The 21749-nt window shown below is 39.5% G+C and carries 18 protein-coding genes; 6 read left to right on the plus strand and 12 right to left on the minus strand.

Annotated features, from left to right (window positions below; genetic code table 11):
- Positions 1 to 32: 32 nt before the first annotated feature.
- The 8 genes from EAX61_RS09110 to rplM form a co-directional block, all read right to left on the minus strand.
- Entirely contained in the window at positions 33 to 2432 is a 2400-nt protein-coding gene (locus tag EAX61_RS09110) for an efflux RND transporter permease subunit (protein WP_121917373.1), read from the minus strand.
- A 66-nt stretch (positions 2433 to 2498) separates the two neighbouring features.
- Positions 2499 to 4619, minus strand: a complete 2121-nt coding sequence (locus tag EAX61_RS09115) for a DUF5686 family protein (protein ID WP_201739439.1) — start codon at positions 4617 to 4619, stop codon at positions 2499 to 2501.
- A gap of 77 nt (positions 4620 to 4696) precedes the next feature.
- On the minus strand, positions 4697 to 5254 hold the full coding sequence (gene frr / locus EAX61_RS09120) for a ribosome recycling factor (protein ID WP_121917374.1): 558 nt from the start codon (positions 5252 to 5254) through the stop codon (positions 4697 to 4699).
- A 57-nt stretch (positions 5255 to 5311) separates the two neighbouring features.
- Complete coding sequence (gene pyrH / locus EAX61_RS09125; RefSeq protein ID WP_121917375.1) at positions 5312 to 6019, minus strand: UMP kinase; 708 nt, start codon at positions 6017 to 6019, stop codon at positions 5312 to 5314.
- A 192-nt stretch (positions 6020 to 6211) separates the two neighbouring features.
- Positions 6212 to 7177 carry a translation elongation factor Ts gene (gene tsf, locus EAX61_RS09130; RefSeq protein ID WP_121917376.1) on the minus strand — a complete coding sequence of 322 codons (966 nt, stop codon included), beginning with the start codon at positions 7175 to 7177 and terminating at the stop codon, positions 6212 to 6214.
- A gap of 151 nt (positions 7178 to 7328) precedes the next feature.
- Entirely contained in the window at positions 7329 to 8165 is an 837-nt protein-coding gene (gene rpsB, locus EAX61_RS09135; protein WP_121917377.1) for a 30S ribosomal protein S2, read from the minus strand.
- A 266-nt stretch (positions 8166 to 8431) separates the two neighbouring features.
- Positions 8432 to 8818, minus strand: coding sequence for a 30S ribosomal protein S9 (rpsI, locus tag EAX61_RS09140; protein ID WP_121917378.1), 387 nt, complete (start codon positions 8816 to 8818; stop codon positions 8432 to 8434).
- Positions 8818 to 9273, minus strand: a complete 456-nt coding sequence (gene rplM, locus EAX61_RS09145) for a 50S ribosomal protein L13 (protein WP_121917379.1) — start codon at positions 9271 to 9273, stop codon at positions 8818 to 8820. Before rplM ends, rpsI begins: the two co-directional genes overlap by 1 nt.
- Positions 9274 to 9666: 393 nt before the next feature.
- On the opposite strand from rplM, the gene EAX61_RS09150 reads away from it, so the two are divergent.
- Both EAX61_RS09150 and EAX61_RS09155 read left to right on the plus strand, forming a co-directional pair.
- Positions 9667 to 12354, plus strand: coding sequence for a DUF5916 domain-containing protein (locus tag EAX61_RS09150; RefSeq protein WP_201739440.1), 2688 nt, complete (start codon positions 9667 to 9669; stop codon positions 12352 to 12354).
- 141 nt (positions 12355 to 12495) lie between these two features.
- Complete coding sequence (locus tag EAX61_RS09155; protein WP_121917381.1) at positions 12496 to 12969, plus strand: lipocalin-like domain-containing protein; 474 nt, start codon at positions 12496 to 12498, stop codon at positions 12967 to 12969.
- A gap of 79 nt (positions 12970 to 13048) precedes the next feature.
- Here the strand turns inward: EAX61_RS09155 and EAX61_RS09160 are convergent, their stop codons facing one another.
- From EAX61_RS09160 to EAX61_RS16690, 4 genes are all read right to left on the minus strand, one after another.
- The gene (locus EAX61_RS09160; RefSeq protein WP_121917382.1) at positions 13049 to 13870 is read right to left on the minus strand and encodes a TerC family protein; all 822 of its coding nucleotides are present in this window, start codon (positions 13868 to 13870) and stop codon (positions 13049 to 13051) included.
- Positions 13871 to 13923: 53 nt separating this feature from the next.
- The gene (gene polA, locus EAX61_RS09165; RefSeq protein WP_121917383.1) at positions 13924 to 16773 is read right to left on the minus strand and encodes a DNA polymerase I; all 2850 of its coding nucleotides are present in this window, start codon (positions 16771 to 16773) and stop codon (positions 13924 to 13926) included.
- 148 nt (positions 16774 to 16921) lie between these two features.
- A complete protein-coding gene (locus EAX61_RS09170) occupies positions 16922 to 17437 on the minus strand; it encodes a hypothetical protein (RefSeq protein WP_161555215.1) in 516 nt (171 codons plus the stop codon).
- On the minus strand, positions 17388 to 17513 hold the full coding sequence (locus tag EAX61_RS16690) for a hypothetical protein (RefSeq protein WP_283806741.1): 126 nt from the start codon (positions 17511 to 17513) through the stop codon (positions 17388 to 17390). Before EAX61_RS16690 ends, EAX61_RS09170 begins: the two co-directional genes overlap by 50 nt.
- A 276-nt stretch (positions 17514 to 17789) precedes the next feature.
- Between EAX61_RS16690 and EAX61_RS09175 the strand changes: the two genes are divergently transcribed.
- From EAX61_RS09175 to lptC, 4 genes are read left to right on the plus strand one after another with little or no spacing between them, the layout of a single operon-like run.
- Positions 17790 to 18515 carry a type III pantothenate kinase gene (locus EAX61_RS09175; RefSeq protein ID WP_121917385.1) on the plus strand — a complete coding sequence of 242 codons (726 nt, stop codon included), beginning with the start codon at positions 17790 to 17792 and terminating at the stop codon, positions 18513 to 18515.
- Positions 18508 to 19755: a BamG family beta-barrel-assembly machinery protein gene (gene bamG, locus EAX61_RS09180; RefSeq protein ID WP_121917386.1), complete on the plus strand. Its 1248-nt coding sequence runs from the start codon at positions 18508 to 18510 to the stop codon at positions 19753 to 19755. The genes EAX61_RS09175 and bamG overlap by 8 nt, the downstream gene beginning before the upstream one ends.
- A 20-nt stretch (positions 19756 to 19775) precedes the next feature.
- Positions 19776 to 21152 carry a tetratricopeptide repeat protein gene (locus EAX61_RS09185; protein WP_121917387.1) on the plus strand — a complete coding sequence of 459 codons (1377 nt, stop codon included), beginning with the start codon at positions 19776 to 19778 and terminating at the stop codon, positions 21150 to 21152.
- Positions 21152 to 21736: an LPS export ABC transporter periplasmic protein LptC gene (lptC, locus tag EAX61_RS09190; RefSeq protein ID WP_121917388.1), complete on the plus strand. Its 585-nt coding sequence runs from the start codon at positions 21152 to 21154 to the stop codon at positions 21734 to 21736. The genes EAX61_RS09185 and lptC overlap by 1 nt, the downstream gene beginning before the upstream one ends.
- The last annotated feature ends 13 nt before the right edge of the window (positions 21737 to 21749 follow it).

Genomic DNA, 21749 nt, shown 5'->3' on the forward strand with positions numbered 1-21749 from the left:
GAGATTCCGTCAGATTTCTGGCGGAATTTTTTTTAAGCATCCTTGGTAAATTCATCATCATCGCTCTCAATGATTTTAAGAGCTGGTTCCTTAAAAGTTTTCTTATTTGCGATGCTTTTTTCCAGCGATAACAACAATGCTGGTAGTAGTAGTAAGTTTGCCAGCATAGCAAACAAAAGCGTGGCACTCACAAGACCTCCCAAGGCGACCGTACCGCCAAAACTACTTATCATAAATACCGAGAAACCGAAAAATAATACGATAGAGGTGTAAAACATACTTACACCTGTTTCTCGGAGTGATGCATATACAGAGCGTTTAATTTTCCATTTTGAGGCACGAAGTTCTTGCCTGTATTTTGCAAGAAAGTGTATGGTGTCATCTACAGAAATCCCAAATGCTATACTAAAAACTAAAATGGTAGAGGGTTTTATGGGGATACCTAAAAAGCCCATCATGCCTGCGGTTATCAAAAGCGGTAATAGATTGGGAATAAGGGATACGAGTATCATTCTTAACGACTTAAACATCCAGGCCATAAATAGCGCTATGAGCAATACAGCTAGAGAGAGGCTTATGATTAAATTCCAGACGAGATAATTCGTTCCTTTTTGGAAAACAAGAGCCTTACCTGTGAGTGTTACTTCGTAACGGTCTTCGGGAAACAGGGTTGCTATTTTCCTGCGTAGGTTTTCTTCGGCCATTTCCATACGGTCTGTGCCTATGTCTTTCATAAAGGTGGTTATCCTAGCATATTGCCCAGTACTATCTACGTAGGCCCCCATAAGATTTGCCTCTCCAGAAAAACTATTAGTATATGGAAGTATAAAAGCACGTTCGTTACTGGTGGGGAGCTGATAATATTTGGGAGCTCCATTGTAGTATGCTTGCTTCGCATACTTCACGAGATTTACGACAGAAACAGGTTTAGATAGTTCAGGTTGCTCCTCGATAACCGTACTTAACTCATCCATTTTTTTTAGAGTGGCGAGCTTCATAACTCCTTTTTTGCGCTTAGTGTCTATAAGTATTTCTAAAGGCATAATACCGTCAAACTCTTGCTCAAAGAAGCGTATATCTTTAAAAAAGGCAGTTTTTTTAGGCATATCTTCTATTAAGCTGCCCGACACTTTAATTTGGTAAATTCCTATAATGCTCAAAGCAAGCAGTATTACACTAGAAATATAGATGCCTATACGGTGATTGCGCACAGTAGATTCCATCCAGTTTACAAATGACTCTATCCACCTTTTACCTAGATGTTTTAAATGCTTCTCTTTAGGAGGAGACATATAGCTATAAATGACTGGGATGATGAGCAGGGATAATAAAAATATACCTATAATATTAATACTTGCGACGATACCAAATTCTTTGAGAAGCGAGCTTTCAGTTAAAATAAAAGTGGCAAATCCAGATGCAGTTGTGACATTAGTCATTAGCGTGGCGTTTCCGACTTTGGCAATAACTCGTTGCAATGCTTTTACTTGATTTCCGTGATTTTTATATTCCTGTTGATATTTGTTAATCAAGAAAATGCAGTTGGGAATCCCAATAACAATGATAAGGGGCGGGATAAGAGCTGTTAGAACTGTAATTTCATATCGTAGTAAACCTAAAACACCAAAGGCCCACATTACACCTATGATCACCGTAATCATGGAGATAAACGTAGCACGATAAGACCTAAAAAAGAAAAAGAAAATAAGCGATGTCACTAGTAACGCAGCAAGAACAAACAATCCTATCTCATCAATTATATTTTGTGCATTCAGGGTTCTGATGTAGGGCATTCCGCTTGTACGCACCTTGATGCCGTTTTCCTTTTCAAAGGTGTCAATTAACGGAATAAGATCCTCAATGATAAAGTCTCGGCGTGCAGATGTATTTATGATTTCTTTATCTAGATAAATGGCAGAGCGCACCGTACCGGTTTGCTTGTTGTAAATTAGATTTTCGTAAAATGGCAAGTCGTTAAAAAGCTGCTTTCTGTAATTTTCTGCTTCTTCGGTGGTGGTTACCGTTCCTGGGATAAAACTGTCCAGTTCAAAACGCTGTGGGTCTTCTTCTTTGCGAAGTAATTTTAAATCTTTTAAAGAAATGGAAAGTGTTACTTCTGGATATGTATTAATTTTCGCCGAAAGGCTATTCCAAGCATTAAGAATATTTGGGGTAAAGAGGCTGTCATTTTGAATCCCCAGAACTATGAGATTACCTTCTTCACCAAATTTATCTAGGAAATTATTGTATTCTAAATTTACTTCGTGGTCGTCGGGTAACAGATTTGCTTCTGTATAGGTGAAGCGCATATGCTTCCATTGCATCGAAAGAAAAATGGTAATTGCCGCTACAAGAATAAGAACAAAGGGTCTGTTGCGCAAAATAAGCCTTGCGACACTCGCCCAAAATCCAGTAGTGAGAATTTTTACCATAACCTGTTGCTCAAAAGTGCAAAGGTAACAGATTTAAGAGGTTTCAGGTTGCCCGCTCCTTAGTTTCTATAGTTGCAGGTTAAAGGTGAACTTAAATGCGATATTATCCTCCCAATTGGGAAGATGATATGCGCCATAACGATAGGTCAAACTCGTTCCGAAGCCAAAGAGCAATTTATTAATTTCAAAACCAGATTCTGTGTAACCCTGACTTAACGAATCGAAGTTGATATCAATATGATCTTCGGGTCTTTGTATGTCGCCTAAGGCAAACCGCGTGATAAAAACCATTTCAGGTTTGAATTTTTTTCCAAAATTAAACGGACGTAATCTATGTTTGACTTGTGCGGTAAATAAACGGTCCGAGAAAAACTCCCCAAAAAACATGGTCTCAAAGCTGTTTACACCAGCGACCGAAAATCGTTGCATTATTGTTTCCTTGGTTGGAGCGTTGGGATACGCATGAAATAAATGCGTGATGGGTAAATCTCCAAATGCGGCGTTCCCTTCAAGCAGGATTTCTGTAGCGCTTTTATTTAAACGGTCTAGGCGATAAAATAATTTTGCTCCCACTTTTGTAAAATTAAAATCTCCTCCTACACCATCAAAACCTTGAGAAACTTGAGCAGAAACTTTAGGGTAACCATCATATACCTCTGAAATACCGTCTACAGTATTCATAAATTTACTAGAAGGACTCCATCTAAAGCCAAAGGTCGCTTCTGTGATCTTATAGTCTGAAAATGGATCTGTACCATTTTTAAGATAGGTGTAGGGCGTGGTTTGTGCTATGCGCCTATGGGCTACCTGAAATTCTGTGAGAATCTTAGGTGTAAGACGGTATTCAAAATTTGTTCTAGTGGTCCTATGCTTATAAAAAAGGTTAATGTTAACAAGTCTTGGCTCAAAGAGGGAGTACACACGTCTGTCTGTGAGGTATGCAAAGTTTCCTACTTCTTCAAGATCTTGATTATAAGTAAGGCTCAACCATCCATCTTTCTCAGGAAAAAACAAATAGCCTCCACCAGCGCCAAATTTAAATTCCTTGTCTTTAAAACCATAAGCGCCATAACCTTCCAGCCTAAAACGTTTTGAGAATCCAGCATTTGTGACGCCTCCCATTCCTAGTCGTAGTCCTTCAAAATTATTGAACTTCACAGGATACGTTAGGTCAAAATCAAAAGCGTTTACACTAAAGTAACCTACAGAAAAATCATTTATGGTTCCCAATCGACGCTCTATATTTTCGGCATTTACTATTTTCTCTAGTTCGGAGAACGACCTTCTGTCTTTAGAGGTAAGCTGCTCTGGTCTGTATGTTTTCCAAAAGCTTTCGGGCTGCTTGTTTGCCCCATTAGTAAAAGTTATAGCGTATGAAGCGAGTCTTTCTTCAGATGGCTTGTCAAATTCAAAATCGCTTATTCTCGTGCTGGATACCAAGTATTTTTTAGTAACCATCTCTTCCATCACTTCATTCTGTAAAGCTCCAATAGCAATGCGCCCTCCAAAAAAGGAAAGCTTGCGGTCACTATTACCCTTGTCTATAAATAAATCTCGGTTTAAAGGTATATATACCTGAGCGTCTTTAATGTATTTATATTCTTGATGTAAAATAATATTTAGGTCATCTTTTATTCCGACACTTACGCCCTTGATAGCGTAAGATGTTTTGTCCAATATCATTTTTCCTGTAAGTCCAGGAATCGTTTTTGGTTTTTTTGGGGAAAAATGAACTACGTAATCTCCCTGCTCATTTACCTCTTCTAGGGTATAGTTGTAGTTACGCACCCCCCTTTTGGAAAGGATTCCGGCATAACGCGTATTAAATATGACATAGTCGTCATCGTAAAATGATCGGGACTGCAGGTTTACAGCAAATACTTCGTAACGAGGTTCCTCAAAACCAGCTAGCTGGTACCCTATGATTTCTTCTGAGAAACTATTTTTTTGAGTAAAGTATACCTTACTTACCTTTTCTGAAAAGAAATTATGTGCGCTCGTTCCTAAGCTATCTGTTACTACTGTTTTTTCATAAGATGTAAATGAGAATGTTTTTAATTTTTCTCTTACATCATTAGACGGTGCATTCTCAATAGCTTGCTCTATAATTTTAAGCGCAGACTGTGGAGTTTCTTGTGCCCGTAAAAAAAATGAGGTAAGAAGGAGCAATATAAGAATGGAACGCATAGGATAAAATATCTCGTAAATGTATCAAAAAAGCGACCTTGTGGGGTCGCTTTTTGTAATTGTTTAACGCTGTTAAATTATATCGTCATTATCTCTGCTTCTTTAACTTCAAGTGCCTCATCTATGCGCTTAATGTGTACGTCTGTAAGTTTTTGAACATCTACCTCTGCATTTGCTTTTTCATCTTCAGATGCATCTTCTAGTTTCTTAATTTCGTTGTTTGCGTTTTTGCGATCGTTACGCACACCAACTTTAGAATCTTCAGCCTCTGCCTTTGCCTGTTTTACAAGTTCTCTACGACGTTCTTCTGTAAGTGGCGGTACATTGATAATAATACTCTCGCCATTGTTCATTGGGTTAAAACCTAAGTTTGAGTTTATGATGGCTTTCTCAATTTCAGGTATCAATGATTTTTCCCACGGTTGTACCGAAATTGTACGTCCATCTGGAGTAAGAACATTAGCGACCTGACTAAGTGGAGTGGGGCTTCCGTAATAATCTACCATTACCCCTTGTAACATTGACGGGCTTGCTTTTCCTGCGCGTATGGTCTGTAAACGTTTTGCAAGGTGTGTGATAGCATTATCCATCGTTTCCTTTGTGCTATCGAGTATAAATTTTATGTCTTCGTTCATGAGAATGCTTATTTTCTAATACAAGTTTACAAAAATTGAGCCTTTTTTAAAACGCTTTTATAATTGAACCGTAGTTCCAATTTTTTCTCCAGAAACTACTTTGAGTAGATTTCCAGGTTTATTCATATCAAAAACGATAATAGGAAGCTCATTTTCTTGACTAAGTGTAAAAGCTGTGGTGTCCATAACCTTGAGTCCTTTGCGCAGTACATCGTCAAAGGTGATATTGTCATACTTTATAGCCTCCTTGTCCTTTTCTGGATCTGCAGTATAAATACCATCTACACGAGTACCTTTGAGAATTACATCTGCTTCTATTTCAATAGCTCTTAGTACTGCGGCAGAGTCTGTTGTAAAGTATGGGTTTCCTGTACCTCCGCCAAAAATAACAACACGTCCTTTCTCAAGGTGGCGCATCGCTCTGCGACGTATGAATGGTTCTGCAACCTCGTCTATTTTAATCGCAGTTTGCAATCTTGTGGGGATACCTGCATCCTCTAAGGCGTTTTGCAATGCGAGTCCATTAATTACGGTTGCCAGCATTCCCATATGGTCACTTTGCACACGATCCATCCCAACACTAGCACCGGAGACACCTCTGAAGATGTTTCCGCCACCTATGACAATGGCAACTTCAATGCCTGTATTAATGACCGCCTTTATTTCGGCAGCATATTCTGAAAGACGTTTAGGGTCTATTCCATACTGGCGCTCGCCCATCAAGGCTTCACCAGAAAGTTTAAGAAGAATTCTTTTGTATTGCATAAGTTTATAAGGATTGTGCAAATATAGAACTTATCCGTTTTGTATGGTAGATTGTGATTTATAAATATGGAGGGGTTTGGGGTGATTACGCTTTCGCGAAAGCCTAAGAAATCATACATCCATCATTTTTTAAGCAAAAAAAATCCCTCTCACAAAAGCAAGAGGGATTTCTGTACGAATAAGAGATCTAGCTTACGCTAAAGAAACTCTTTTAAATCCTACTACGCTAGCATCACCCTTAGAAGCAACATATTGTGCTACATTCTGACTGTCATCCATAATAAAACGTTGATCTAGCAATGCTTTCTCATGATCCATTGTTGTGTTATCTGCCACAAAACGCTCTACTTTACCAGGAACAATTTTGTCCCAGATTTGCTCTGGCTTCCCTTCGGCTTTAAGCTCTGCTTTGATATCTGCCTCTGCTTGTGCCATTACTTCTGGAGTAAGTTGCGACATAGAGATGTATTGAGGTACATTCTTAAGTGTCTTCCCAAGGCGACCTAGCTCAATATTCTCTTTTTCGATAGCGGCGATACGTGCTTCAGTTTCTGAAGCTACGAAGTCTGCGTCAAAATCTTTGTAAGAAAGTGTAGATGCTCCCATAGAAGCTACTTGCATAGAAACACTCTTTGCAACCTCCTCAGCATTATCAGTAGCTTTGTCTAGACCTACTAAAGCGCCTATTTTGTTACCGTGTACGTAAGAACCTACAAAAGGAGCTTCTAACGTTTCGTAGCCACCGATTTCAATTTTTTCACCTATTACACCAGTTTGCTCGATTAGTTTATCTGCCACGGTCATTCCGTCAAAGTTTGCCGCGAGCATTTCATCTTTAGAATTTACAGAAAGAGCGATATCGCCCATCTTGTTTGCAAGCTCAACAAAAGAATCATTTTTTGTTACGAAGTCTGTCTCACAGTTTAGAGATACAACAACACCACGAGTATTGTCTGCATTTATTTTTGCAACAACAACACCCTCTGATGAGTCCCTGTCGGCCCTTTTTTCTGCGACTTTTTGTCCTTTCTTACGAAGAACAGTTACTGCTTTGTCAAAATCCCCTCCGGCTTCAACGAGGGCTTTTTTACAATCCATCATTCCAGCACCTGTGGCTTCTCTTAGTTTTTTTACGTCTGCAGCGGTAATATTTGCCATAATAAATATTTGTTGTTATTTCCGTCCCTTGGACTATCGCTCAGGATAATCTACGGCAGAAATCTTATTATTAGTTAAACATTAAAAAAGTCGTCTCGTCGTTTCTGCTAAGAAAAGAGTGAGACGACTTTTAAGTATTATCAATTTGTTGTTACTCTTCTTCTTCGCTGGCTGCTACTTTTGCTTTAGCTGGCTCAGCTTTTGGAGCTTTCTCAGCCTTTGGAGCTGCCTTTTTCTTAGGAGCTTTAGCCTTAGCGTCTTTAGAGTCGTCACCTTCATTTTGAGCATCTTTTCCAGCTTTACGCTCAGAAAGACCCTCTATGATTGCGTCAGAAACGTAACCTACGATTTTGTCGATAGATTTAGAAGCATCATCATTTGCAGGGATAAGGTAGTCTACCTGACGCGGGTCAGAGTTAGTATCTACCATTGCAAAAATTGGAATGTTTAATTTTTGAGCTTCTTTAATCGCGATATGCTCACGCTTGATATCTACTACAAAAAGTGCTCCTGGAAGACGTGTCATATCTGCAATAGAACCTAAGTTCTTATCCAGCTTCGCACGCAAACGGTCTGTCTGTAGTTTTTCTTTCTTAGAAAGTGTATCAAAACGACCATCTTGTTTCATACGGTCTATGGTTTGCATTTTCTTAATCGCTTTACGTATGGTTACAAAGTTTGTAAGCATTCCACCAGGCCATCTCTCCGTGATGTACGGCATATTTGCTTTTTCAGCTTTGTCTGCTACGATTTCTTTTGCTTGTTTTTTGGTAGCTACAAAAAGTATTTTTCTACCAGATGCTGCTATCTTCTTGAGCGCCTCAGAGGTCTCTTCGATCTTAGCAGCAGTTTTGTAAAGATTTATGATGTGTATCCCATTGCGCTCCATATAGATATACGGTGCCATATTAGGATCCCATCTTCTTGTGAGGTGTCCAAAGTGAACCCCTGCATCAAGCAAGTCTTTTATTTCGATGTTGTTTGCCATTTTTGTAATAGTTTACGTTCCGTTGGAAATTAAAATTAGCAACTCCGTGCTCGACGGGGTTTAGATGCTAAACTAACCTTGATTCTGTTTTACGCTTTCCGTGAGATGTACTCAGGATAAATCGCAAAAGCGAACCAAGCAACGACAACATTTCAATTAATATTAATTTTCTTGTTGGGACACTACGTCCCGATAACTTCTTGATTTCAATAATGGTAAATACCACGTATAAAAATCGAAGTAGAGATACTGAAACAAGTTCAGTATTAACGCTTAGAGAATTGAAATTTCTTACGGGCTTTTTTCTGTCCGAATTTCTTACGCTCTACCATTCTTGGATCTCTCGTCATTAAGCCTTCTGGCTTAAGGATTGCGCGGTTCTCAGCGTCTACCTCGCACATTGCTCTAGATAGAGCTAGGCGTATAGCTTCTGCCTGACCAGTAATTCCCCCTCCGTAAACGTTTACTTTAATGTCAAAGTTTCCATCGTTTTCCGTAAGTACTAACGGCTGGTTTACTTTGTACTGTAACGTTCCTGTAGGGAAGTAGTTTGCAAGATCTTTCTTGTTTACGGTAATGTTTCCTTTTCCTTCAGAAACGTAAACACGTGCTACTGCAGTCTTACGACGACCTATGGTGTGTATTGTCTCCATTACTTTATGTCGTTAAGGTTAATTACTTTAGGCTTTTGCGCCTCTTGTCCGTGCTCTGCACCAACATAAACTTTTAAATTGCGAAACAATGCTGCACCTAATTTGTTTTTAGGAAGCATTCCTTTTACTGCATTTTCTACTAGACGCGTTGGGTCTTTCTCGTAAAGCTCTGTTGCTGTAAGACTACGTTGTCCACCTGGATAGCCTGTGTGACGGATATATGATTTTTCCGTCCACTTCTTTCCTGTCAAGTTGATTTTGTCTGCATTGATAACAACTACGTTATCACCACAATCAGCGTGAGGGGTAAAGTTCGTTTTGTACTTACCGCGTAGGAACTTAGCTACGATAGAAGACATACGACCTAGCGTTTGTCCGTCAGCATCTATCAAAACCCACTCCTTGTTTGCGGTAGCGGCGTTTGCTGATACTGTTTTGTAACTTAATGTATCCACACTAAATAAATTTTAATTAAACATTCCATTTCCCGTCTAAAAACGGGTCTGCAAAAGTACGATTAATTCTTTACTGCGCAAATACCCTAGGGATAATATTTTACGTGTGTTTTAAGGTGTAAAAAATAGGGTATATATAAAGGACTAATAGAAGGGGTTATAATTTTGAATGTTACGCTTTCGCAAAAGCAAAAAAATGTTCCCACAACAGACGTCAGTTATTTAATCAAAAGTTAAAAAAATCTTAAAGGGCTTTATCGCTGTCACATCTCCCAAAAAAATAAGTCTCTTTATAAAACCAAACAATCTAATTCCTAATCAAAACGACTCATCATCGCGGGTAAGGGAATCAGTAAACAACTTTTACGGGCTTACTGATTAAAACGAACTATTATGCCATTCATCCATCAAAAACAATCAGTAATCCTTTTGTTATTGTTTGCTGTTACCACTTTCGCGAAAGCGCAAGACACCACCATCACCATCCAGCGACGTGTATATACCACCGAGAGAATCGCTGGTGATGCCCCAAAAATAGACGGAAGCCTCACAGACCCCGCCTGGGATATTGTACCGTGGACCTCTGACTATACAGAGTTTGAACCAGACGTAGGTACACCACCTACACAGCAAACTAAGATGAAAATCACCTATGACGATAAGAACCTTTACGTCGCTTTCAAATGCTATGAGTCGGATAAGACAAAACTAGAAAAAAGACTGGGGCGGCGGGATGATTTTCCGGGCGACTGGGTAGAATTTAATGTAGACAGTTACAATGATGATCGTACGGGATTTTCTTTTACGGCATCTGCATCTGGGGTAAAAGGAGATGAGTTTATTTCTGAAAATGGCAATTTTGACACCAGTTGGAACCCTATCTGGTATCTCGCTACCGCTGAGGATGATGAAGGCTGGACAGCAGAAATACGTATCCCTTTTAGTCAGTTGCGGTTTAGTGCAGAGCAGGAGCAGTTGTGGGGTATACAATCTACACGGCGCTACTTTGCAAATGAGGAACGCTCTACCTGGCAGCGATTACCGGCAAATCCTCCAGGATGGGTGAGTGAGTTTGGTGAGCTGCGTGGCATAAAAGGAATAGAACCGCAGAAACAACTTGAAATTCAACCCTATATTTTGGGGCAGTATGACACCTTTGAAGCCCAGCCCGGAAACCCGTTTAGGGATGGGGATGATCTTATGGCAAATGCAGGCCTGGACGCAAAAATTGGAATAACAAATGATCTAACATTAGATCTTACAGTAAATCCAGATTTCGGTCAGGTAGATGCCGATCCAGGTGCAATCGCGCTAGACGGTTTTGAAATCTTCTTTCAGGAGCGACGTCCATTTTTCGTAGAGAATAAAAGTGTCTTTGATTTTAGAGTAGGTGGTGGGGCAGATAATGTGTTTTTCCCAAGACGAATAGGTCGCACGCCACAGGGCTTTACAACTACAAATGGCAGTCAAGGAGAATTTGAAGACTTTCCTAATAATAGTACTATTCTGGGTGCAGCAAAATTTAGCGGAAAGACAAAAGATGGATGGACCATAGGCGTTTTAGAGAGCGTCACCGCAAAGGAGTTTGCCGAGATCGAATTAGATACCCGAGAAGAAGTGACGGAGCCATTGGGGGCTATAGAAGAGCTTGGGACTTCTCGAAAAGAACTCGTAGAGCCTCTTACAAACTACTTCGTAGGTCGTGTTCAAAAAGACTTTAACGACCGTAACTCTTTTGTAGGCGGGATTTTTACTGCAACCCATCGCAATATGGAGCCAGAGGTTTCCTTCCTGCATACTCAGGCTTATACGGGTGGACTAGACTTTCGTCATAACTGGCGGGACCGTAAATACTACGTAGAGGGTCGCGGTATCTTGAGTCGTGTAAATGGAAGTCCAGAAGCCATCGCTACTACTCAAACTAACATTACACACCTTTTTCAACGTGTAGATGCAGATCATCTAGAAGTAGATGAGACACGTACAGATCTTACAGGTATGGGCGGTAATTTTGAGATAGGTCGCGGGCGCGGAAAATGGCAATATAATCTAGGCGGGAATTTTAGGACTCCAGAACTAGAGCTCAATGATATTGGGTTCTTGAGACAGGCAGACCAAATCAGGCAGTTCTCAAGTATCAGGCGATTTTGGAACAATTCTACTTCCTGGTACCGTCAGGCAAGTGTAGGTGTAGAACAATTTACAGAGTTTGATTTTCAAGGAAATTATAACCGTATTCAGTATGAAGGAAGAGCAGAGATCAATTGGAAAAATAACTGGTTTACTGAGATAGGTGGTGCACATAAACCCCGTATCCTTATTAACTCGTTTTTAAGAGGCGGGCCTCGCTGGAGATTTAATGAGGAGAATTTTTATTTTGCAGCGGTAGGTACAGATCAGCGTAAGAAATTTAGTGCAGTTGGTGTTTACGTAAATTCGCAGGCAAAACAGAACAATTTCTCTTTTATCCAGTATGAACTTCGGTTCAATTACCAGCCGCTGGATGCTTTAAGTCTTAACCTTTCTACAAATTATCAAGTAAATCCCAATCGAACACAATATGTATCTCAGCAGGCTTATGCTCCAGCCCAATTTGGGACGCGTTACATTACAGGAGAAATAGATCAGGAAACCTTAAGTGCAACTTTGAGGGTGAATTATAATATTAATCCTAACCTAACAATACAGTATTATGCGCAACCCTTTATCGCAAAGGGAACATACTCAAACTTTAATTATGTTACTGATAGTACTAATGAGGATCTTAATAAGCGTGTAGCTTTTTATGGAGATGATCAAATAAGCGCGGTAGATGGAGGATTTGCGATAGATGAAAATAGGGATGGAATGACAGATTATTCCTTTGGGAATCCGGATTTTAATTTTGTACAGTTCCGTTCTAATCTTGTGGCGCGTTGGGAATACATTCCTGGCTCCGAGTTGTTTTTGGTTTGGTCACAAGGTATCGAAGGGCTAGGAACCTCGGACGAAAGTCTATTTAACGCTGCAGACTCTCAGATATTAGGTCAACAAATTCGGAATACGTTTGTAATAAAGTGGGCGTATCGATTTGTGTTGTAGGAATCTCTTTGTGAGTGCATTGCGGTTAAATTTTTTTGTGGTTTTTTACTAGATGCTAATCTCTTTTCTTAAAAACACTAAATTTCTGCCTTTAGTTTTATCATATACTGTTATGTTTGCGGCGTAACCAAAAAAATAATTATGAAAAATGTATTTATGGCACTTTGTGTGGTGTTTTTATTAGGGTCTTGTGGTAGTGATGATGATGCATCTCAAGCAAATGCTGGACTTGAAGGAAGTTGGGAATTAACGGCTTACACACTTGCCGCTCCTCAAGATCTTAATGGAGATGGAGAGCCGTCTACAGATGTTCTTGAAGAATTACCTTGTTTTGATGCAGCCATTACTTTTAGAGGAGATGGTTCATTTACTTCAACAACGGATGGATTTGATGTTGAGATAGATGTCAATAGTGGAACATTTTTCATTGTATGTGGTAATCCTACTTCATTAGATGGTACTTGGTCTCTAGATGGTGATGTACTCACGACTGTTTCAGAGGGTGAAACGGATAGTGCTGAAATAGATTTAGATGGGAACACCTTCTCTTTTGACGATGAAGCGGCTGCAAACGATACTATGGTATCAGGACGGTTTACTTTTACCCGTCAATAATATTTTGTAAAATGTGAAAACCCGAGTAAGCTTAAGTGGCCTACTCGGGTTTTTTGTTTTTTACGCTTTCGCGAAAGCGTTATTCCTTCACCTTTTCCACGATTTTATCAGCTACTGCTTTCTGCTTCAGTAAATTCTTTTGATATCTTCCCTGAACAATATCTATGAGTACAAGAACGATAATCACAAAGTAAAAAGTTGTTTTGCTCATAGGCGTGACAGGATTCCCAAAAAGAGTCAAGTGTGCGAGATGTCCACCCTCAGAGAGTAACATAATACCAACTATGAGCAGGATGAATAACCCTAATACTTCATACATCTTGTTCTTCTTGAGGAAATTTGCAACCTTGTCTGCAAGTACGATCATCATCACACCCCCTGCGATTATAGCGATAGACATTAAGATAATCTGACCTGTAAATTCCATATGGCTTGTAAGTGCCATAGCGCTTAAAATAGAGTCAAAAGAAAAAACAAGGTTCATAATCACAATCCAAGTAATAATCTTTCCTATGGAGGCCTTAGAAGGCTCGATCTCTGCGTGCTCTTTCATCAACATCATATGCCATATTTCTTTAATGGCCGTGTAAATGATAAAAACACCTCCTCCTAATACGATCACACTATGAATATTAAAGGAAAATTCAATCACGCTATTATCGTGTAAAGAAGCAAATGGATCTTGAAAATACTGTATGAGAGACATCAAGGCAAAGAGGAGTACAATACGCAATACGATAGCTAGACCAACGCCAAGTTTACGTACATAGCTCTGCTTGTCCTCTGGTGCTTTTTTAGACTCAAGAGAGATATATAATAGGTTGTCAAAGCCCAATACGACCTGAAGTAAAATGAGCATAAATAGCGTAAATAAACTCTCAATGGTAAAAAGTCCTTCCATATTGTTCTGATTAATTCGTGTTTTTTAAATTTTCTCAATGATTGAAAACTTACTTAATGTGCTTCTAGCCAGTTCTGCCCTAGTCCGACCTCGACATCTAGTGGTACGGTCATTTTGTAGGCAGCTTCCATTTCGGACTTGATGAGTTTCTTCATTGTGTCTAATTCATCATTAGGTACGTCAAAAACAAGTTCATCGTGTACTTGTAGTAGCATCTTTGTTTTGTAATCGCTATTTTCTAGTTTCTCAAAAATATTGATCATCGCGATCTTAATAATGTCTGCAGCGCTTCCTTGTATGGGTGCGTTTACCGCGTTACGCTCTGCTGCGCCTCGTACTACTGCGTTGCCTGAGTTGATGCCATTGAGATAACGGCGACGATCTAAAACTGTTTTTACATATCCATTCTCACGAGCAAGCTCCACTTGCTCACTCATATAATTACGCAGTTTTGGGTAGGTTTTATAATAGGTGTCTATGAGTTCTTTTGCTTCGCTTCGAGATAAATCTGTTTGATTAGATAACCCAAACGCTGATACTCCATATATAATCCCAAAGTTTACGGTTTTTGCATTACTACGTTGCTCACGGGTTACTTCCTCTAGTGGGACGTTAAAAACTCGTGAAGCGGTAGATGCGTGAATATCTTCTCCATCTGTAAATGCTTTTATCATCGTGTCTTCCTCACTCAAGGCTGCAATGATTCTCAGTTCTATCTGCGAGTAATCTGCTGCGAGTAAGGTGTGGTTTTCATCTCGTGGGACAAATGCTTTTCGCACCTGGCGACCGCGTTCTGTACGTATGGGGATATTCTGTAGGTTTGGGTTGTTTGAACTTAAGCGTCCTGTTGCTGCTACGGTTTGCATATAATCTGTGTGCACACGACCATCTGCAGCGACTTGTTCGGGTAAAGCATCTACGTAAGTCGATTTTAATTTTGAGAGACCACGATAGTCTAAAACTTTCTGGATGATGGGGTGATCCTTAGCGAGATAGGAGAGCACATCCTCTGCAGTGGAGTATTGACCCGTTTTAGTTTTTTTAGGTTTGTCTACCAGCTTCATTTTATCAAAAAGGATTTCCCCCAATTGCTTGGGTGAACCTATATTGAATTCTTCTCCTGCTTCCGCAAAAATTTCCGAAGTCAGTCGCTCGATATCGGAATTTAAATCTCCAGAAAGGCTATTTAAGAAATCCACATCAAGATTGATACCTTCAACTTCCATAGCAGCTAGTACTCGCAAAAGTGGTATTTCTATCTCATCAAATAACTTACGAGTCCCTGCTTCTTCTAGCTCCTTTTCAAAGTGCTGCTTGAGCTGCAGGGTAATATCTGCATCCTCCACGGCATATTCTGTTTGCTCCTCGATGGGAACATCGCGCATCGACTTCTGGTTCTTTCCTTTTTTTCCGATGAGGTCCGTAATAGAAACGGGCGTATAGTTAAGGTAGGTTTCGGCCAGCACGTCCATATTATGACGCATATCTGGATTGATGAGGTAATGCGCGAGCATAGTGTCAAAGAGTTTTCCTTTGACTTTTATATTGTATTTGGCGAGTACCTTGATGTCATATTTGAGGTTCTGTCCAATCTTCTCAATATCTGCCGATTCAAAAAATGGTCGTAACTCTTCTATTAATTCTTGAGCTTCATCTTTAGATTCTGGAAAAGGGATATAAAATCCTTTACCTGCTTCCCAAGAAAATGCGATACCCACAAGTTCTGCCACGAGCGGGTCTAGTCCTGTTGTTTCGGTGTCAAAACAGACAGAAGGTTGTTGCATTATATTTTGAAGAAAAAGCTTTCGCGATAGCGGACTATCTACCTTCTGATAAAAGTGCTGGGTATCTTTTATAGTCTTACGGGTAGACGCATCTGCCACGGTAGCTGCAGTTGCTCCGTCATCACCTCCGAAGAGTGAAAACTGTCCAGCACCGGCATTACTCGTCGCAGCTTTTTTAGCCGAAGGTGTAGAGGATACCTGCGTTCCTTGGTCTGCCTCGCCAGAAAATATCTTTACAAACTGATCCTTCATACGGCGGAATTCCAGCTCGTCAAATTTTTTGGCAACTGCCTCTGCATCGGGCTCAGAGAGTTCGTAATCTTTTGCATTAAACTTCACGTCACAATCCAGCATTATAGTGGCGAGTTGTTTAGAAAGTAGGCCTAGCTCAGCATTTGCAATGACCTTTTCCTTCATCTTGCCTTTGAGCTTGTCTGTATTCTCAAGCAAGCCTTCCATTGAGCCAAATTCCTTGATGAATTTTTTTGCCGTTTTATCTCCAACCCCTGGAAGTCCAGGGATATTATCTGAGGCGTCACCCATCATCCCTAGGTAGTCTATTACTTGTAGTGGGCTGTCAACTTCAAAGCGTTTTTGAACTTCTGGAATTCCCCAGATCTCAATACCATTACCCATACGCGCGGGTTTGTACATAAAGATGTTTTCAGAAACGAGCTGCGCATAGTCTTTATCTGGAGTCACCATATAAACCTTAAAGCCTTCTTCTTCGGCTTGTTTTGAGAGCGTGCCTATCAGGTCGTCTGCTTCGACACCTTCTCGCTCTATGATGGGGATGTGCATTGCCTTAAGAATTTCCTGTATATGAGGTATCGCTATGCGTATCGCTTCTGGAGTCTCGTCTCTGTTTGCTTTGTAATCCTCAAAAGCTTCGACTCTAGCAGAGCTTCCTCCTTTATCAAAGGCCACGGCAAGATGGTCAGGTCGCTCTCTTTTTATAACGTCAAAAAGACTATTTGTAAACCCCATTATGGCACTCACATCCATTCCCGAACTGGTAATTCTGGGGTTTTTTATAAGCGCATAGTAGCCTCTAAAAATGAGCGCGTATGCATCTAGTAGGAAGAGTCTTTTCTGGGTATTTTCGGTAGTGTTAGTCACAGATGGAAGTTTTTTACTCGCTTTTGCGATTTATCCTGAGCTTGTCTCAATAAAAGCGAACAATGCTAAAAACCAAATGTAAGAAGACCTATGGACAAATGATAGGCGTGTTGATAAATACTAAATCTTAAAAACGAAGTAATAGTATTCAGAACCTCTCCTCATCATATTGTTTGAGCTCATCTTCTATCTCGTCCTTAAGGTCCAGGTCACCCACTACGCGGTTGAGCTCGTGACTTATCCAGATGAGAACAATTATAACTGGTGTGATTACTGGAAGAGCGTACCAGAAATCGAAATCGTCTACATAATCCTGCTGGAAATTAATTACACCAAAAAATTGGAATAGAAACATCACAAGAGGGATCAGAATAGCCCATTTCCACCAATCTCGAGATGAAATAAACCATAACATTGTGATCAATATAAATGTAAGTTTAGTTACCACGGCGTGTACAAAAGCTTGCACATTTACAAAGCCTCCACCGTTTATTTTAAAAAAAGGAGTTTCCCAGACGCTAGATTCTTGTGGTGCGTACTTGTACAGGTAAAATAAAAAAGGAGTGATTGCCAGTAAAATGGCAATCACTCCTCCAAAAATTAAACGTGACCTTCTATCCGTTTGGTGGGACTTGATAGTTCTTTTTGTCGATTTTGGTTTCATTTGGGGCAGCATTTACAGAGGCACTTACTGCAAGAATCGTTACAGCACATACGGCTGCGAAAATTGCTTTTCTCATAATTAAAAATTTTTAGGGTTAATATTTATTAACTCAAATATCTCCCTTAAAATTGTAAGTATGAGTAAGATAACTGGTTAGGTTATCAGGGACTTGCCAACTATTGTTAACAAAGCTAGCAAAAAAAGTAATCATATATCCTGTTCCATCATTATTATGTGCACAACCCAAAAATTATGTTGATATCATAATAATTTCTTCACTTTAAAGTCTTTTACCATTCCGTTAACATCGTGGTGTGGTGCAATTTGTATTTTTGACCGCAATCGGTTTATTATGCAACTTATCATAGACGTAGGTAATACCAAAGTCAAACTTGCTATTTTTAAAGAAGCTACTCTCAAAGAGAAACGTGAAGTTGTACTTGAGCATTTTACACAAGGTGTGATAGATCTCGTTAAGAGCTATCCTGTAACAAAGGCAATTATTTCTTCCGTTGGACGTCTTACGGAGTTGCAATGCCGGTCAGTTCAAAATAGATTTCCTACTATTATACTTAATCATAAAACTTCTGTTCCCTTTATAAATGAATATGATACTCCAGAAACTCTTGGGGTAGACAGGATTGGTTTGATTTCCGCTTTCGCGAAAGCGTACCCAGGCAAAAATGGATTAATTATAGACGCTGGGACCTGTATCACTTATGATTTTATAACATCTAGGGGCGTATATAAAGGAGGGGCCATTTCTCCTGGGATAAGATTGCGATACACATCTTTGCACTCGCTTACGGCAAACTTACCATTGCTAGAGACTAGGGTGCCTAAGAGTTTTATCGGTACATCTACCGAAAGCTCCATGCACTCAGGAGTTGTAAACGGTGTAGTGCAGGAAATAAACGGGGTAATTGCTCAATATAAAGAAGAATATGGACATGTTCACGTTATTTTAACGGGTGGGGACGCCCAAATTTTGTCAGAACGATTAAAAAATAGCATCTTTGCGCACTCAAATTTTTTGCTGGAAGGGCTTAATTATATTTTAAATATTTCGAATGATTAAACAATTTTTGATAGCAGTAGTGTTGCTTGTGACGGTCTCAGGATTTAGTCAAGATGGGGGAACTGCTTCGCCATACTCCTTTTACGGGATAGGGAACCAGCAATTTAGAGGGACATCTGAGAATAGATCTATGGGAGGTCTCAGTACGTTTAGTGATAGTTTGCACCTAAATGTTGTAAATCCAGCGGCATTAGGAAGATTGCGTTTTGTGACCTTTACTTTTGGCGCTTCACATACCGAACTTACTTCTAAGGATAATACTTTAGAGGATAATGCATCTGCAACAAGTATAGATTATTTTGCCTTTGGGTTTCCACTCACTAAAAAGTTGGGTGTTGGTTTTGGACTTATGCCATTTACTTCTGTGGGCTACAGGATAAATGGTGATGTAGATGAGACTGTAAATCGTTTTTCTGGTAGAGGAGGACTTAACAGAGTTTATTTGAGTGCGGGTTATGAAGTGTTTAAAGGATTAACAGTTGGAGGCTCTGCAAATTATAATTTTGGAAACATCCAGAATGAATCTTTGCGAACTCAAGAGAATGTTGAGCTCGGTACGTTAGAGCGCAATAGATCAGACCTAAGTGGTTTGACGCTAGACTTTGGTGCTCAGTATGAGCGGCTTATTTCTAATGATTTAACACTTTCAGCCTCCGTCGGATATACGCCGGGAACAACGATCTCTTCTGATAATACGAGAAGTATTGCGTCAGTTAACTTTAATGATGAAGGTCAAACAAATCCTGTAGATGAAAGAGAAATTGATGTAGCAGATACAGATTTTAATTTTCCATCCTCAGTAACTTTAGGATTGGGAGTTGGGCAGAAAAATAAATGGTTTTTAGGCGGGGAATACACTAGAAAAAGTTCTAGCGACTTTACAAACAGAAGTTTTGAGATAGATAATGTAACCTTTGAAGATGCATCTCAGTTCCGCTTAGGAGGATTTTATGTTCCTAAATATAATAGTGTTACGAGTTACCTTCAGCGTATCACATATAGGGCTGGATTGCGTTATGAGGAGAGCGGTACTATCATAGATAATGAGGATATAAACGAGTTTGGCATATCTTTTGGATTAGGGTTACCAGCTGGACGACTTTTTAGTAATGCTAACCTAGGAATAGAATATGGACAGCGCGGCACAACAAATGCCGGACTAGTAGAAGAAACCTTTTTTAATTTCTTTTTGAGTTTTTCTCTCAACGATATTTGGTTTCAGAAAACAAAATTTAATTAACAGCATAAAACCTAAAGACGATGAAAACTAAATTAACCACTTTATTATTTGTTCTGGTTGCTGGGATGTTTACGCAGACTACGCAAGCACAAGTAAGTGAAGAATGTAGAACAACGCTTTCGCTTTTCTCTGAAGCAGCTAAAGTGAAAAATTGGACGGCAGCAAAGCCTCATTACGACAAATTAGTAAAAGATTGCCCTAATGCTTCCCTTGCTATTTATCAGTATGGAGAAAAGATGTTTAAGCAGCAGGCAAGTGATGCTAGTGGTGCAGAGAGTGTTGCTTTTGCAAAAGACCTAATACATAACTATGAATTAAGAGAGCAATATTTTCCTGCTAAGACACCGCACGGAGAAAACATAGCAGATATCGCTCAGACAATGTATGACTATAAGATTGGTAGTACTATGGACGAATTCAAGCAATTTGAAAAAGCTTGGAAAGAAGACAGAGAGTCTATTAAAAGTTCTAAAAGTATTTACACTTATTTCAAACTAGCAGTAGACCTTTACAAAGAGGGGCAGTACGAGCTACAAGATATTTTTGATCTGTACGATGACGTACAAGATAAATTGAGTGAAGAAGGAACTCAGCTTGATGCTAAGCTTCAAAAGCTTATTGAAAAAGAAGAAGCAGGTACAAAACTTACAGCAAAAGAAGGTAGACTTAAAAAAGCTTATGAGACTAACCTGAAGGCCTTTGGAATCTTTGCAGGTAGTGTAGATGGTACATTAGGTTCACTTGCAGATTGTGAAAACTTAATCCCTTTATATAACAAAGGTTTTGAAGAAAATAAAAATGATAAGGAATGGATTAACAAAGCGGCTAGCCGTATGTTAAGTAAAGAGTGTACTGATGATCCATTATTCAAGAAATTGGTTGAGCAATTACACGCTCTTAATCCTTCTGCAGACTCTGCAAAATATTTAATGATCCTTTGTGCTAAGTCGGGAGACAAGTCTTGTGAGAACAAGTATTTCGAGGAGGCATTATCTTTAAGTACTGGAAAACAAAAAGCAGATCTGTTATACCAGAAAGCAGAAAGTACGAGAAGAGCAGGAAGTTATGGTCAAGCAAGAACATTGTACACGCAAGTACTTGAGCTTAACCCAGGAAAAGGTATCTGTTATTTGAGAATTGCAGCAATGTATGCGCAAAGTGCAAATAACTGTGGTACAACAACTTTTGAAAAAAGAGCAACCTACTGGCTAGCTGCAGATACTGCAGAGCGTGCAGGACGTGTAGACCCAAGACTTGCTGGAAATGCTAATGCTACAGCAGCAAACTATAGAGGTAAAGCACCATCAAAGTCAGATATATTTAGCGCTGGAATGGGCGGAAAATCTGTTAAGTTGAGCTGCTGGATAGGACGTACGATTCAAGTGCCAAACCTTTAATGGTTAATAAAAACAAAAATATAATTCAAAACTTAGTCACAGCAATTGCTGTGACTTTGTTCTTTATAGGTTGTGCTGGTAAAGGTGACGATGTAAAACGTCTCAGTATTAAAATGGAAGGTCCTGCATCTGTAGGAACAGGAATCAATGGAAAATATATTGATTCTGGTAAAGTCGCAGCTCATTTTAAAACACCGCTACGTATAGATTTCTCAAACGAGGATTTTCCTTATGAGGAGTTTCCAGAAGGCATTGATTTAATATTTTACGAGCAGGATGGTAAAGAAAGTCACATCACCTCTGACTATGCAAAACGTTTTACTAGTACGGGGCTTGTAGACTTACGTAAAAATGTCAAGTTGGTTACAAGTGACTCAGCTACATTAATGGCAGAGCAATTATATTGGGATCAAACGGGTAATTGGGTATTTACAGATAAACCATATACTTTAATTACAAAAGACGGATCTAGAAACAAAGGAGACCTCTTTGATTCTAACGAAGACTTTACAAATTTTGTATCTTTAAATAATATTGGGAAGCAATACCTAAAAGAAGAAACTACAAATGACACGATTCAGTAAGATATTTGAATAT

It is taken from the genome of Dokdonia sinensis (assembly GCF_003688895.1).
GTDB classification, from domain to species: Bacteria; Bacteroidota; Bacteroidia; order Flavobacteriales; family Flavobacteriaceae; genus Dokdonia; species Dokdonia sinensis.